Source organism: Flavobacterium sp. N502540, from assembly GCF_025947365.1.
GTDB lineage: Bacteria > Bacteroidota > Bacteroidia > Flavobacteriales > Flavobacteriaceae > Flavobacterium.
The window spans coordinates 5,087,022-5,104,212 of record NZ_CP110012.1; the positions used below are offsets into that span (position 1 = coordinate 5,087,022).

The 17,191-nt window shown below is 32.4% G+C and carries 4 protein-coding genes; 3 read left to right on the plus strand and 1 reads right to left on the minus strand.

Features of this window, described 5'->3' with window-relative positions; all coding sequences use genetic code 11:
- Positions 1–44: 44 nt before the first annotated feature.
- Positions 45–11,846, minus strand: a complete 11,802-nt coding sequence (locus OLM58_RS21110) for a non-ribosomal peptide synthetase (protein ID WP_264530522.1) — start codon at positions 11,844–11,846, stop codon at positions 45–47.
- 395 nt (positions 11,847–12,241) lie between these two features.
- Between OLM58_RS21110 and OLM58_RS21115 the strand changes: the two genes are divergently transcribed.
- The 3 genes from OLM58_RS21115 to OLM58_RS21125 are packed head-to-tail and all read left to right on the plus strand — an operon-like array spanning position 12,242 to position 17,134.
- On the plus strand, positions 12,242–14,554 hold the full coding sequence (locus OLM58_RS21115; protein WP_264530523.1) for a lantibiotic dehydratase family protein: 2,313 nt from the start codon (positions 12,242–12,244) through the stop codon (positions 14,552–14,554).
- A gap of 1 nt (position 14,555) precedes the next feature.
- Positions 14,556–15,425, plus strand: coding sequence for a thiopeptide-type bacteriocin biosynthesis protein (locus OLM58_RS21120; protein WP_264530524.1), 870 nt, complete (start codon positions 14,556–14,558; stop codon positions 15,423–15,425).
- Positions 15,422–17,134, plus strand: a complete 1,713-nt coding sequence (locus OLM58_RS21125; RefSeq protein ID WP_264530525.1) for a helix-turn-helix domain-containing protein — start codon at positions 15,422–15,424, stop codon at positions 17,132–17,134. Before OLM58_RS21120 ends, OLM58_RS21125 begins: the two co-directional genes overlap by 4 nt.
- Positions 17,135–17,191 lie beyond the last annotated feature (57 nt).

The window sequence follows — 17,191 nt, forward strand, 5'->3', positions numbered from 1 at the left end:
TTGTTTGTGTTTATTTTTTTTAATCAAATTACCTCGTTATATAATCAAATCTGAAATGTTACTATTTCATCATTTTCTTTATCGTAATCCTTATTCTCTAATTCCGTTTCGTATTCCGTTAAACTTATATTCTCAATTAAAAGAGCCAGATCCTCAATTTCAATATTTTCAAATAAATCTCTTATCGAAAGTTTTATTTCAAACTCCCTTTGTATGAGGCTAATCAATTTGGTAGCTTTTAAACTATGTCCGCCCATTTCAAAAAAGTTGTCAGTTGTACCGATCTTTTCAATTCCTAATACATCCTGCCATATCATTACTAACTTTTCTTCAATTTCATTCTTTGGAGCTTTATATTCTTTTCTTATGATATCTGCTCCCGAGATTTGCGGCAAATTCCTGCGATCTATTTTTCCATTTGGTGTAACAGGTAACTCTTTCATCAAAACATAGAAACTTGGAACCATATAATCTGGCAGTCTGTCTTGTAAAAAATGTCTAATTTCTAATTTATCAATCTCGGCCTCTGAACCTATAAAAGCAACTAGTACTTTTTCCTGGTTAACCTCCTCCACAAGTACAACTGATTGCTGTATTTGGGCCGAATATTTTGAAATCATACTCTCTATCTCTCCAAGCTCAATTCTAAACCCTCTGATTTTTACCTGATTATCACTCCTTCCTAAAAATTTGATATTTCCATCTGCCAGCCAGCAACCCAAATCGCCTGTTTCATACATTACAGAGTCAGGATTTAACGGATTTTTTATGAACTTCTCTTTTGTGAGTTCCTTATTATGTAAATAACCTCGACTTACACCTTCCCCGGCTATATATAAATTTCCGGTTACTCCAATAGGAACAGGGTTTAGTTCTTTATCTAATAAATAAATCTGAGTGTTCAAAATTGGTCGGCCAATAGACAAGCTGCTCTCGTTATTATATAAGGTCTCGATTGATGTTACAGTTGTTTCAGTAGGTCCGTACTCATTGTAAAAACTACAGTAGTTGTGCCATTTTTTAGCGGTGTTAATGGAACAAATATCACCTCCGGAAATTATTCGTCTTAAGAAAGAATACTTCTTAGGTGTTATTTTCTCAACAACTGCCGGGACAGCATGGAAATGAGTAATCTTAGCAGATTCAAGAAAAACCTCCAGTTTCTTGGCATCTAATAACACGTCCTGACTAAGAATACTTAAACAAGCTCCGTTTAAAAGAGCCAAAAATATTTGCTCCACTGAAGCATCAAAAGCTATATTCGAAAACTGAGAAATATTGTCCGTTTCATTAATTTCAAACTTTATGGACTGAGAGGTTATTAAATTAACCACATTTCTGTTCTCCACCATTACTCCTTTAGGATTTCCGGTAGTCCCTGAAGTATAAATTACATAGGCTAAATGGGATGGCTTATTGATTTTTACTGGATTTTCATCTGAAAATCTTTCTCTGATTGCCAGAAAGTTTTCCAGAAAAGCACTATCAATTACAGCTTTGCAATTGCTGTTGTCCTGGATATAACTGATTCTTTGTTCAGGATAATTAATATCAATAGGAACGTATGCTCCGCCTGATTTTAATATTCCTAAAAGAACAACGATCATTTTCTCGCTTCTCTCCAGTTTAACGCCTACTAAATCATCTGCCTCGATACTGTACATTTCTCGTAAGTAATGTCCCAGTTCATTGGCTTGTTTATTCAGTTCTCTGTAGGTAAGTTTTGTTTTTTCAAATACTACTGCAATGCTATCCGGTGAGGCTTCAATCTGTTTCTCGAATAGGTCTATTATAGTTTTGTCTCTTGGATAATCTGCTTTTGTATCATTGAAGTCTACCAGAAGCTGCTCTTTCTCTGATGGGAGTAAATAATCAAGATCTTCAATAAATATTTCTGGCTGTTCCATCGACTGACTCATAATATTCTCGAAATGGGAGAACATTCTTGTGATCAGAAAAGCATCATAAATATCTGTATTGTATTCAATAATCAGATCCAGTCCTTCTGTTTCTACAAAAGTAAAACTGATATCAAACTTAGAGGTATTACTGTGAAGATCGTATTGACTTACTTCCAGATCGTTAAGTTTATCGTTATTCAGGTTCTTTAACTGCCCCTGATTTTGCAGCACCACTAAAACATCGAATAAAGCCGAACGACCGGCATCACGTTTTAAATTCAATTTGCTGATTAATACATCAAATGGATAATTCTGATGTTCGTAGGCTTCTAAAAGAATGTTCTTTTCTTTATTTACAACGTTTTCAAAGCTGTTTCTGTCATCAAATTGTGTGCGTACTGCTAAAATATTCAGATACAATCCCAGCTGGTTCTCTAAATCCGGATGCTCACGCCCCGCGATCGGTGTTCCTATGATAAGATCGCTCTGTCCTGTATATCTGTACAATAATATCTTAATTCCTGCCATTAAAGTCATAAACAGTGTCGCTTCTTTAGCATTAGAGAAGGTCTTTAATCGCTCTAAAAATGCTTTGGAAAATGTATGCGTCTGGCTTGTCCCGTTATACGTTTTAAGTAAGGGACGTGTATTAAAACTAGGGAGATCCAAAACCGGTATCTCACCTGCAAATTGCGCCAGCCAGTAATTCTCGGATTCACGGTGTTTCTCCTGCTGTATTTCGGCGTTAAGCCATACTGCATAATCTTTGTACTGAATATTCAAAACCGGCAGGTTTATCGCTTGATCTGCTCTTAAGGCATTGTAGTTTTTTATAATTTCTGAAAGCAGTAATTCTATAGACCAGCCATCGCCAATGATATGATGCATGGACAGGAAAAAGATATAGTGCTCTGATGCTGTTTTAAGCAAAGATGCTCTGATAAGGGGACCATGTTCTAAGTCAAAAGGTTCATTGTTTAGCTGCTCGAGATAATCTGCTATAACCTGATCCTGATTTTTTTCAAAACTAAAATCAATTTCTGCTATCTCGAAATTGGTCTGATCGGACGATGCAATATGCTGACGCACTTCTCCTTCTTCACTGGTCTTAAAACGGGTTCTTAAAATTTCATGACTGGCTATTATTGCCGTAAAACATTTTTTCATTTTTTGAAGATCAACATCTCCATGTAATCGAACTGCGGCCGGCATATTATAAGCCAATGAACCTCCTTCGAGCTGGCTTAATATCCATATTCTGCCCTGAGCTGCTGTTAAAGGATAAGAAGGGGCTTCAGGGGCTTTGCTGATGGCCTGATAAACCTGATCCTGAAGTTCTTTACTTAATGTTTCTATTGTTGGACTGCTGAAAAAAGTTTTAAAGGTGACTGATTTGTTTAATTGTTTATAGATACGGTTGATTACCTGACCTACAATCAAACTGTGACCGCCTAGTTCAAAGAAGTTATCTGTAACTCCTATTTCCTGAATTCCTAATACCTCTTGCCATATCAAGGCTAGCTTTTCCTGGATATCGCCAACCGGTGCTATATACTCTTTTTTTATAAGGTCTTCACCTGCTACAACTGGCAGGGCTTTACGGTCTATTTTGCCATTAGGGGTGAGTGGTAAGGCTTCTAACTTTACATAAAAACCGGGAACCATATAGTCCGGCAGCTGGTTTTGTAAATAGCTCCTTAAATCTGATTTATCAATTGCTGTGTCTGATACAAAATATGCCACCAGTACCTTACCTGCAGCTGTATCCACAGCTTCTACAAGAAACTGAACCAGGGCCTCTGAGTACTGCAGGGCTATATTTTCTATCTCTTCCAATTCTACTCTAAAACCACGGATTTTAACCTGATGGTCTCTTCTGCCTTTAAACTCTATTTTACCGTCTGGAAGCCAACAGCCTAAATCTCCGGTATCATACATCATCGTACCTTCTACAAAAGGATTGGGAATGAATTTTTCTTCTGTCAGTTCTGGTCGGTTCAGGTAACCTCTCGCAACTCCAAATCCTGAAATATAAAGCTTACCGTTTATCCCTAAACCTACTGGCTGAAACGAATCGTCAAGGATATAAATCTGTGTATTGGAAATGGGAGAGCCTATTGATACATCTTGTATGTTTTCTATCGAACCAATTAAGGACGATATCGTAGTCTCCGTTGGTCCATATTTATTGTATAGTTTGTATTGGCCTAAATATGTTCTGCTTATTTCGCGAATAAAAGGTTCACCTGCCGAAATAATTCGTTTTAAATTCGTTAATGAATTCAAATTTAATTTCGACAATAAACTCGGTACACTATGAATATGAGTGATTGAATTCTTAATTAAAAATTCTCTTACACGATCAACCGAAATTAAATCCTCTTTTTTTAATACATAAAGTGTTGCCGAACTCAGTAATGTTGTAAAAATCTGTTCCACTGACGCATCAAAAGAGATATTAGCCATTAAAGGCACTCGTTCACTGGAATTTAAACCTAAGTATCTTATCTGAAAGAATACATAATTTGTTAAATTACGATTCTCCACCATAACTCCTTTTGGATTTCCCGTTGTTCCGGAAGTATATATTACGTAAACTAAATCACTAAGACTATTTACAGGCGTTAAATTTGTTTTTGAATAGTGGTCTTTACATTTATAGAATTTTTCGAATTCATTCTTGTCAATAACAATTTTACAAGTACTGTCTTTTTCTATATATTCAATTCTATTTTGAGGGTAATCCGGATCTATTGGCACATATGCCCCTCCTGATTTTAAAATACCTAAAATTGTAATGATCGATTTTTCGCTTCTCTCCAGTTTTATTCCAACTAAATCATCGCGTTTGATCTCATAATTTTCCCTTAAATAATGCGCCAGTAAATTAGATTGCTCATTAAGTTCCTGATAGGTTAATTCAACATCATCAAATACTACAGCCACTTTATCAGCAGATAAAGCTGCCTGTTCCTCAAATAATTCTACTATTGTTTTATCTACCTGATAATCATTTTCTCTACTATTGAAATCAAATAATAATTGCTTTCTTTCGTGCTCTGTCAAATAAATTAATTCTGATACCGGAAGTTCAGGAGCATCAAAAGAATGAATTAATAGATTCTCAAAATGATTAAACATTCTTTCGATCGATATAGAATCATATATGTCCGAATTGAAGTTAATCGCTAACGATAATCCCTCGCTTTCGACGAAAGTGAAAGTAAGGTCAAATTTTGAACTACCACTTTTAAATTGATAATCAACAAATTCAAGACTATTAAGTTCTTTCTTCTGATATTGATTTTGCAGAACAACCATCACATCAAACAGAGCAGAACGGCTCATATCTCTTTTTAGATTTATCTTATTTACTAAAGCGTCAAATGGATAATGCTGATGTTCGTAAGCTTCCAATAACAGAAGTTTTTCTTTTTCTAACAAACTCAAAAAACTATCTTCTTTCCCAAAACGTGTTCTAATAGCCAGAGTATTTGCAAATAATCCCATCTGACCTTCTAAATCAGAATGATCTCTCCCCGCTATCGGTGTCCCAATAACAATATCATTTTGTCCACTATACCTGTTCAACAGCACTTTAACTGCGGTCATTACGACCATAAATAAAGTAGCCTTGTTCTCTTTAGAAAAATCTTTTATTCTTTCTAAAAAGACTGCTGAAAAATCAGTGGTAATTGTACTGCCATTGTAAGTCTTGAGTAATGGACGTGTTTTAAAACTTGGTAAATCCAGTACAGGTATCTCACCTGAAAATTGTTTTAACCAATAGTTTTCCGAGTTTTTTAGTTTATCATTTTCTAATTCATTATTGAACCATAATGCATAATCTTTATACTGAATTTTCAATATTGGAAGACTTGCTTCTTTATTAGTGGTTAAGGAATTATATATTTCTACTATCTCTGAAATCAACAATTCAACAGACCATCCATCTCCTATAATGTGATGCAGTGATAAAAAGAAAATCCATTCATTATCATTTAATGCAATCAAAACTCCTCGAACCAAAGGTGCCTGTTCTAGGTTAAATGCTTCTGAATTTCTTTCTTGCAAATATTCTTCTAACGATTGTCCTTTATCTTCTAATTCACTAAAATTAACTTGCTCAATAGTAAAATTAATGTCGTTTGCCGAAGTTATGTATTGGTTAACTTCACCATCTTTATTCGTCTTAAATGAAGTTCTTAATATTTCATGACGCTCAACGAGTTGCCTGAACGAATCTTCAAATTTGTTACGGTCCATAGTGCCCTTCAATTTTACTACTGAAGGCATGTTGTAAGCTAAAGATCCACCTTCTAACTGACTCAACATCCATAATCGGTTCTGTGAAGGCGTTAAAGGGTATGATTCCAACTCAGGAGCTTTAGGAATTGCAACATATTCTTTTACGAATATCTTTTTACTCAGTTCCTCTATAGTTGGATGTTCGTAAAAGGTTTTAAAATTTACAATTCTATCTAGTTGTTCATGAATGCGATTAATAACTTTTGTGATCAATAAACTATGCCCTCCCAGCTCAAAGAAATGATCTGTAGTTCCAATTCTCTCTAATCCCAACACCTCTTGCCATATGATAACTAACTGTTTTTCAACATCATTTACTGGTGCAGTATATTCTTTTCTTATAATGTCTTTTTCATCAACATTAGGCAGAGATTTACGATCTACTTTACCGTTGTGGGTCAGATGTAATTCTTTCAGTGATATATAAAAACCGGGAATCATATAAATAGGCAATTTCCCCTGAAGAAAATCTCTGATCTCTATTTTATCAATAGGAATTGTGGAAACTAAATAAGCTACCAGTACTTTTTCCTGGTTTATTTCTTTAACCTCTACAACTACTTGTTTTAAATCGGCTGAAAATTGTGAAATAATATTTTCAATCTCTCCAAGCTCAATTCTGTGTCCTCTTATTTTTACCTGATTGTCTTTTCTTCCTAAAAATTTAATCGTACCATCCGGCAGCCAATACCCCAGATCCCCTGTGTCATACATTCTCTCTCCCGGTACAAAAGAATTCGCAATAAATTTTTCTGATGTAAGTTCCGGCTTATTTAAATAGCCTTTTGCAACTCCTGCTCCTGAGATGAAAATCCTGCCAGGTACAGCTATCGGTACTAAGAGCTTTGCATCGTCAAGTATATAGATTTTTGCATTAGCAATAGGAGCTCCGATTGGTATGTTAGCGGAAGGTTTATCAATTTTACAATACGTTGCGCAAACAGTAGTTTCAGTTGGCCCGTATGAATTATAAACTGCAGTTTTATCAAATATTTTATCGATGTAATCAAATTTTAAAACATCACCACCACTAATTATTTTTTTTAATGAACGGAACAGACCACTTTCAGAATTTGTATTCAGAAAATCAATCAGGAATGGATTTGTACTCAGTATGGTAATTTCGTGTTTCTCACATAATGAAAAAACAGAAGTAAAATCTTTATTATCTTCGGCTATTACTAATTTTCCTCCAACATTCAGAATAGGGAAAATTTCTTCTATAGAAGTATCAAATGATATTGTAGACTGACTAAGAATTGAATCTGATTCGTTGACCTGAAAATAATCTAAAAATGTACTTACATAATTGGTTAATGAACTATGGCGTACCATTACTCCTTTCGGATTACCTGTCGTCCCGGATGTGTAAATTACGTATGCTAAATCATCAGGCCCATTAACGACCGTAAGATTCTTCTCAGCAGATTTATCCTTAAATCTGCCAATTTCCTCCAATACAGAATTATCGATAACAATTTTACAATTGCTGTCTTTACGTATATATTCTATTCTGTCTTTAGGATAATTAATATCTATTGGAACGTAAGCTGCACCGGATTTTAATACTCCCAAGATTGCGACGATCATCATCTCACTTCTCTCCAGCGCTATTCCTATTAAATCATCGGACTCTATCTCATAATTTTTCCTTAGAAAATAAGCTAATTGATTCGCTTTTATATTAAGTTCCTCGTAGGTTAGGACACTTTCATTAAAAACAACAGCAATATTATCTGGTGTTTTAATTACTTGTTCCTCAAACGAATCTATTATTGTTTTGTTTTTTGAATAAAATACTTCTGTGTTATTAAAATTAACTAATAGCTGCTCCTTTTCTTTGTTTGTGAGATAATCAATTTCTTTAATAGATTTCTCCGGTTTTACTATTAATTCTGTAATAAGATTTTCGAAATGAATAAACATTCTCTCAATCAAATATTCATCATAAATATCTGTATTGTATTCAATTTTAAGATTTAATTCGTCTGACTCAACAAATGTAAAACTCAGATCCAGTTGAGAGGTTTTAGTATTAAAATCGTAACTGCTAATTTCAATATTTGAAAGTTCTTCAGTATTCATATTTTTTAACTGCCCTTGGTTTTGCAGTACAACCAGAACATCAAATAAAGCCGAACGACTAGTATCTCGTTTCAAATTCAACTTCCCTACCAATGCATCAAAAGGATAATTTTGATGATCATAAGCTCTGGATAAGGTTTCTTTTTGAACGATTATTAAATCTAGAAAAGTATTATCTTCTTCAAATTGAGTGCGTATAGGAAGTGTATTGAGGTACAGCCCCATCTGATTCTCTAAATCCGGATGTTCCCTGCCAGCAATCGGAATTCCGACAACAATATCATTTTGACCGCTATATTTATGCAGAAGTGCATTAATCCCCGTGATCAAAGTCATAAACAAAGTCACGTCCTGTTTTTTCGAAAAATCTTTTAATCTGTTCAAAAAAACATTCGAAAAACAATACGTTAAACTACTTCCATTATAAGTTTTGATTAATGGACGCTGTTTAAAACTTGGTAAATCTAAAACGGATACTTCTTCCTTAAACTGCTCTAACCAATACTGTTCTGAAGCCAGATATCTTTCGCTTTGATTTTGCAAACTAAGCCACACTGCATAGTCTTTATACTGAATACTCATTTCCGGTAAATCAGCTTCCTTTCCGTGTGATAGTTTATTATAAGTACCTACAATCTCTGATGTTAATATTTCTATTGACCATCCGTCTCCAATAATATGATGCAGAGACAAGAAAAACACATATTCTTCTTCATTCAATTTAAGTAGAGACGCTCTAATTAAAGGTCCCTGCTCCAAATCAAATAATTCGGTATTTAGCGTATTTAAACATGCCTCAACTTCTTGTTCCTGATTATCTCCTGCTGGAAAAGAATAATGTGTTATTTTAAAATCGGTCTCTTCGAAAGGGCGTATAAACTGTGAAATCTCACCATTCTTGTTACTCTTGAAACAAGTTCTCAATATCTCATGATGAGCTATTAATTTTACAAATGCTTCTTCGAGCTTATTAACATCAACAAATCCCTTTAACTTAATCGTTGCCGGCATATTGTATGCTAATGAGCCGCCTTCCAGCTGACTTAATATCCATACTCTGGTTTGAGAAGGTGTCAATGGGTAAAAAGCAGCTGCCGGAGCTTTTGGTATAGAAATATATTTATTTTCTCCCAACTCACGGCTTATTCCATATACAGAAGGATTCTCAAAAAATGATTTAAAATTTATGGTATTGCCTAATTGTTTATAGATTCTGTTTATGACCTGAGCAACCATTAGGCTGTGTCCCCCTAAATCAAAGAAATCATCATTAACACCAATCTTTTCAACCTGTAATACTTCCTGCCATATTGCAACAAGTACTTCTTCCATTTTATTTCTTGGTGCTACATATTCTTCTCTGATAGCATCTTTACCTGAAACATCAGGCAATGCCTTTCTGTTTATTTTCCCATTTGGCGTCAAGGGTAAAGAATCTAATTCCATCAAGAAAGCAGGCACCATATAATCCGGCAGCATTTCCTTAAGAAATTTCTTTAATGCCGTTTTCTCTATATTTGATACCGCTACAAAATAAGCAACTAATATTTTTTCATTATTATTTTCTCTTACTTCTACAACAGCATGTTTTAAATCATCTGAAAATTTTAAAATCGTATTTTCGATCTCCCCAAGTTCAATTCTGTAACCTCTAATTTTTACCTGATCATCTTTTCTTCCCAAAAACTCAATATTTCCATCAGATAACCAACATCCCAAATCTCCGGTATCGTACATCAGATCACCTGTAGAAAAAGGATTGTCAATAAATTTCTCCGCTGTAAGTTTGTTTTTGTTTAAATACCCTTGCGCCAGTCCGACTCCCGCAACAAAAATCTTCCCTGTCACCCCTATTGGAACAAGTTTAAAATCCTCATCCAGTATGTACAGGCTCGTATTTGAAATTGGTTTTCCTATAGGAATTATTGTACTATAGGCATTCAGAACGGTCACTTTATAAATTGATACACATACGGCACATTCAGTAGGTCCGTATGCATTATAATAATCGATTCCTGCTCGTATAACAGCCAATGCTTTACTTGGATTTGCAGACTCTCCGGCTGTAATAATACAACGTAGGCCTGAAATATCATTTTCATCTAATAGCGCTAAATAGCTTGGAGGAAAAGTAACAACAGTCGCCTTTGTTTTTTTTAAAAAACCTATAAACTTGTACTTATCTTTTATGATTTCGTCTGTCGGAATACACAAAGCCGCACCACTATACAAACACATCATAATCTCAGAAATAGAAGCATCAAAAGCTACAGAAGCGAACCAAACCACTTTATCACTCTCCGAAATATTAAACTTTCGAATCTGATCTAAAGACATATTTACATTACTTGTATGCTTAATCGCTACACCTTTAGGCTGACCTGTCGAACCGGAAGTATAAATAATGTAAGCTAAATCTTCAGCCGAAATCTTTGTATTGATATTATCTGCAATAATACCTTCAAAATTTATCGAGTTTAAATCTATCGTATTGCAATTATCTATAGTGAATGAATTATCGGAGATTACTATTTTTAATCCGCTGTCTTTGATTAAATAATCTATTCTTTCTTGTGGGTAATTAATATCAATTGGCATATAAACAGCACCCAATTTTAATATCGCCAGTAATGAAACAACACTAGAATCGGCTTTAGGTAAAAAAACACCAACTATATCGCCTTTACCAACAAATTGATTCGAAGAAAGATAATGGGCCAATTGATTAGCCTTTTTATTAATATCAGAATAAGTTAATACCGAATTTTCAAATAGGACAGCAATATTATCAGGCGTTTTTACTACTTGTTCTTCAAATAAATCAACTATTGTCTTATTTTGTGGGTATGAAACATCAGTATTGTTGAAAGAAACCAGCAGCTGCTGTTTATCCTCTTCTGTTAAGAGTGGATACTCACTCAAATCGCAGGATAAGCAGGACTCTAAATTGACAATGAAATAAGTAAAATGCTGAATCAGATAATCAATAATTTCCTTTTTTACAAAACCATCAAGATATCGGAATTGAAACTCGATAGTCTCACCTTCGCTCATTGCGACATTTAACAAAATGCCCCTACAATCTAGATTATTTTGAGAATTGATGTTGATTCCGAAATTAGAAAAAGCTGCTAAATCAATACCACTATCACTATCGGTCCTATTCTTATAATAATCAGCAGAATGGTTTAAACTTTCTAAAATCTCAACTTTAGCCTTTTGAAGAAACTCCTTAAAAATCAGTTTTAAATCAACTGAAAGAGAAAGAAGTAAAGCGTTTTCCTGATTTTCAAACTTAGAAACGACATAACCATCATAATCAGCTATCAATCTTTTTAGTAAAAAAGAATAGATTGCTGTTAATACGGTATGTTGAGCCAGCAAATTATTATTGGTTAGCTGATTAAAGTAAAAAAGATCTGTTTTAGCTACAGTTTTTGTTACTAAAACTTCTTTTTGATTGATCGTCTTTGCACTTTTATCCCTGTTTAATACTTTCTTTTTCCAATATTTTGAAACAATATGAAAATTATATTCTCCTGCTGTACTCATAAATTTAATCCTCTACCCTTTTCTTTAATCTCTGAAAGACTGGCGATGGCTTTCAGCTTTTATATTCTTAAAATTTAATTCCTAATTTTTTTGAAAACAGTAAGACAAATTTCCCTGCAATTATTAAGACTTTAGATGATAAAATTATCAACTCGGCCAAAAATATGTTATACCTGCAGCTAATCACAAATACTTACAACCTACATTTATAAATCTCGATCGTGTTTTTATAAAAACCGTCAAATCAAAAAAACCAAACAACTGATATTCAACACTATAAAAACAAGTCTGTTTGGATTTTTTTTTAAGAATTATCCTAAAATAATTTTTCTAAAAAGAATAAAAAACTCTATTTTTGACCAAATAATATTAATTTTTATTTGCCAAATCATAATATGTCCAAAACTGAAATAAGATTTAGTCTCTTTTCTTCTTATGTTTTTAGAATACCTGCTTTTCCAGTTATCTTGTATCAAAACCTTACAAATGGATCTACTATAACTGATGAACAGATTAAAGAATTGGCAAAAAATAATACGATAAAAGAATCTTTATTTCTAGCATCGCCAGAATTATATAATGAAGTACAGAAGTGGATCTCATTAGAAAATTATTCTCCTGAGAAAGCTCATAAAATCAAAATTTCTTTATTAAAATATTTCATCAGAATGTCAACCAGATGTACACCGTTTGGTCTATTCTCAGCTTGTGGTTCAGGTAAATTTGGTAACAAGACACAAATCAATATCAATACTGCTTCCTCATTTTATAGGAAGACTCGTTTTGATATGCAATTTGTAGGTAATCTAGCAAATACATTGCAAGCCATTCCGTTAGTAAGGGATGAACTGTTGTTTTATCCTAATACCACTATCTATAAATTAGGAAATTTTTACAGATATATTCAATATACTTTAAATAAAAGCGGCAGAAAATACTCACTGGAAGCATTAAAACGCACGGAATATTTAGATCTGATACTGGAAAAGTCACTTTTAGGAATTTCTAAAAGTGATCTCATTAATTTTTTACTATCGGATGAAATAACAGAAACCGAAGCCACCTTTTTTATTGACGAATTAATAAATCATCAAATACTCGTTTCTGAATTAGAAATGACACTTACTGGTGATGACTTTTTCGACAAATTAGTTAACTTAAATGATCTGATAGGAAACGCTTACAAAACTAACTTAGTCGAAATAGAGAAAAAAAATGGACCCCTTAAAAACTCACTAAAAGACAGTTCATCACTAAATTTGAAGGCTCTTTCAGAAAAACTACAAAATATCAATGGGCATCAGAATGAACCACTTTCGAACTATGAAAAAATTGTAGAAGAGCTAAAAGAAAATGACCTTTCTTTTAATGAAAAACATCTCTTTCAAACCGATTTATTTATAGAATCAAATAATTTCACATTAGATGTTAACTATAAAAAAGAATTGCTTCATGCCATAAAATTTTTAAATAAAATTTCGTCTATAACTCCATCCAAAAAACTACAAAACTTTAAAAAAGATTTTATAAAGCGTTATGATTTAGAAGCCATACCGTTAGTTGAAGCACTTGATTTTGAGACCGGTATTGGTTATGGATCTGATAATAAAAATTTTGATGTAACACCTATATTAGACGAATTAGCCTTAAACCATAAATTAAAAACTGAAAATCAAATCATTCTTGATGAAGTTGAAAACATATTTCATTCTAAATTTAAAAATGCCATCCTAAAGAGTCAGAAAAGCATTGAATTAAATCATAATGACTTTAAAGCTATTGATTTTTCAAATCAAAATCTGTCCAGTACTTTTTCTTGCTTATTTGAAATCGTAACAGAAAATGAAGAAGAATGGATTGTAATTCAGAATATAGGAGGATCCAGCGCAGCAAATTTATTTTCGAGATTTTGTTACGGAAATAACGAAATCAATACTTTGGCAAATGAAATTACAAACTACGAATCTAAAAGCTTTGATGGGAAAATTGTTGCCGAAATTGTCCATTTGCCAGAAGCCAGAACCGGAAATGTTCTAAAAAGACCTGCGTTCAGAATGCATGAAATTCCGTATTTAAGCAAATCTGATTTAGACTCTTCACAACAAATACCAATTACCGATATAATTATAAAGATAAGTTCAAATCGAATTGTATTGTGGAGCCAGGAAAAACAAAAGGAAATTATTCCCAAGCTAACTAATGCTCATAATTTCTCTCACCAGGCTTTACCAATTTATGAATTTTTATGTGACATGCAATTTGAAAACACTAAGGGATCATTAGGAATTAAAACGGCTAATCTGGAGAAATTATTTGATTTTACTCCAAGAGTATTTTTGGGTAAATGTATTATTCTGAAAGCAAAATGGATATTTTCACAAGAGCAACATCCCCATTTTTTTAAGTTGTTGAATGTAAATTCTGAAATTTATTACCAAAATATTTCCCGCTTCGTGTCTGATATCACTTCATGTATAAGCTATAAACCAATACCTCAATATGTATCATTGATAGATGGTGATAATACTTTAGTCATAAACATGCAAAACTACGATTGTCAGAAAATGTTATTATCAGCCATCAAAAACCGAACAAAGTTTGTTTTGGAAGAATATCTGTTTCCATCAGAAAAAACGGTTACAAACAAAAATGAATACCATTCCAACCAATTTATTGCAGGTGTAAAATGGGAAAAAAACGAATTTTAAAATGAGTACCGTAAAGAGGAATTTTATTATTGGAGATGAATGGCTATACTATAAAATATATTGTGGTACTTACTCTTCAGACCAGATTTTAATCAATGCTATTCAAATAATCGTTGATAAATTATTTGAAAAAAAAATTATTGATCTGTGGTTTTTTATACGATATAAAGATCCTGATAATCATTTGAGGGTACGTTTTCACTTGCTTAATCCGGATACAATTCTTGAAGTAATACAGTTGTTTAATTTTCATTTTAATAAATTAATTACCAATAATACGGTTTATGATCTTACAACAGCCACTTATAAAAGAGAAATAGAACGATACGGCGAACATACGATTTGCGATGCTGAAAAAATGTTTTATTACCATAGCAAAAAAACAATTGAATTAATTGACAACACAACATCTGAGTGTGATGAAATTGCCAGAATTTTTAGTTCGTTGCAGATGGTCAACGATTTATTAGTAAATTTTGAAATCCCCCTGGACATTCGTCTCCAATTTACCGAAAAGATGTCTGCTCAATTTAAATTAGAGCACAACGTAAATAAGGAGAATAGTCGGAAATTTTCTCACTTGTACACAAAGTACAAAACAGATATTTCATTATTCCTCAGCGAAGAACAAGACCCGGAGTACCTGGAAGGACTTCATGAAATAACTAAAATAAAAAAAGAAGAGATTCAATTAGTAAAAAAGGTTTTAGATAAAACTTCCAAAAATAGCAGCATTAGCGCATTAGAACTAATTACTTCTCTAATTCATATGAACATTAATCGAACATTTCGTTCCAAACAGAGAGAATATGAAATGTTATGTTATGATTTTATGAACCGATATTACAAATTCATCACTTATAAAAAATGAAAAATTATACTTTAATCTTATTGTTTTTTATTCATGCGCTGATTTATTCACAAAGCGTTTTAAAGAATACAGATTCAATTAAAAAACTAAGTTTTGCAGAACTAGATGAAAAAATTGATAATTCATCTCTAAGTTTACAAGAAAAAATTGCATACACTGACATTTACTATAAAAAGGCTATAAAAACTGATAATGTTTTCAGAATTGCAGATGCAATGTATCACAAAGCCCTAATCTATCCCGGTAAATCCGTTCAGCTAAAATATGCAGATTCAATAATCTCAGTAACAAAAGATACTCCCAATGATATTTATCCAGCAAGAGGATATATGTTAAAAGCCAATTATTTTCAAATTAATCTGAATTTAAATCAAGCATTAAAAAATGTATTAATTGCAGAAAAACTATCAAAAAGCAGAAACAATTTTGAACAGAATCTAATCATTAAAAGATATATTGGATTAATAAAAATTGAGTTAGGAAGAGCCGAAGAAGCCTTACCCTTATTTATTGAAAATTTAAATTATTATAAAAATAAACCTGATAAATCATTAGATGTAATTTTCATCAAATGGGTGCTATCGGATATCTATATAAGATTAAATAAGGTTGATCTTGCCTTATCCTATGTAAATAATGAGTTAAAAACTCTTAAAGATACTAATCCGTACTATCCTTATTATATAATGTATAAAGGAATTTGTTTAAATTTAAAAGGAGACTATACTACAAGTAAATCTTATATAGAAAAAGCAATCGATTTACTAAAAAAGACTGATGATTTGCTAAATCTATCAATTTGTTATTATTATAAGGGGGAAAATATCTACAAAGGCCAGAAGGATTCAAAAAATGCAATGCTCTATTTTGAAAAAGTTGATTCTATTTTAGTGAAAACAAAGCAATACTCATGTGATATCGTGGATAATTACACCCGGCTCATTGAAATAAGCAAAAACAATGGAAATGATAAAAAACATCTGTACTATTTAAACCGCTTAATTGAAATTGACAACTATTTTAAATCAAACAATATATCACTTTCAAAAAATATAAATAAGGATTATGATATACCAAATTTACTGGTAGATAAAGAAAATTTAATAACACAAATCAGGAACGAAAAACTTTTTTTTATTGCTATATCATTAGTATTAATGCTGGGTCTTGGATTTTCTATTTTCTATGTCATAAAAGTAAGAGAAAGAAGCAAAAAATCTGAAGAACGTTTCCGTCATTTGATGGAAAAACCAATTTTAGAAAGTACAGAAAATAATGCTCAATTGATTGAAACAAATGAGAAACAAAATGAAAAAGAAAAAGCAATGGATCTACCCGTTGAAATGGTAAATGAAATACTGAAGAAGTTATCAGAATTTGAATCAAATAAGGGGTATCTGGCATCAAATTTAAAACAGACTGATCTTGCGAAGCAACTTGCTACTAATAGCAGTTATTTATCTAAAGTCATTAATTTCCATAAAAGCAAAAACTTCAGTCAATACATAAATGATATGCGCATCAACTACGCAGTAAATAAATTAAAGAAAGATAAAAAGTTTAGAAAATACACCATTAAGGCCATTTCAGAAGAAGTTGGATTCAGCAATTCAGAATCATTCTCAAAAGCATTTTATAATAATACCGGCTTGCAACCTTCTTATTTTATAAAAAAAATAGAAGAAAACGAAAAACAACAAAAATCCTAACAACTGATATACAATTAATTAAAAATAGAATTCCCTATATTTATAAATCTAGACCAT

What these genes read in the sequence shown, in the direction of transcription:
- OLM58_RS21110 (WP_264530522.1), bottom strand. Translation starts at nt 11,846, where the DNA reads ATGAGTACAGCAGGAGAATATAATTTTCATATTGTTTCAAAATATTGG.
- OLM58_RS21115 (WP_264530523.1), top strand. Translation starts at nt 12,242, where the DNA reads ATGTCCAAAACTGAAATAAGATTTAGTCTCTTTTCTTCTTATGTTTTT.
- OLM58_RS21120 (WP_264530524.1), top strand. Translation starts at nt 14,556, where the DNA reads ATGAGTACCGTAAAGAGGAATTTTATTATTGGAGATGAATGGCTATAC.
- OLM58_RS21125 (WP_264530525.1), top strand. Translation starts at nt 15,422, where the DNA reads ATGAAAAATTATACTTTAATCTTATTGTTTTTTATTCATGCGCTGATT.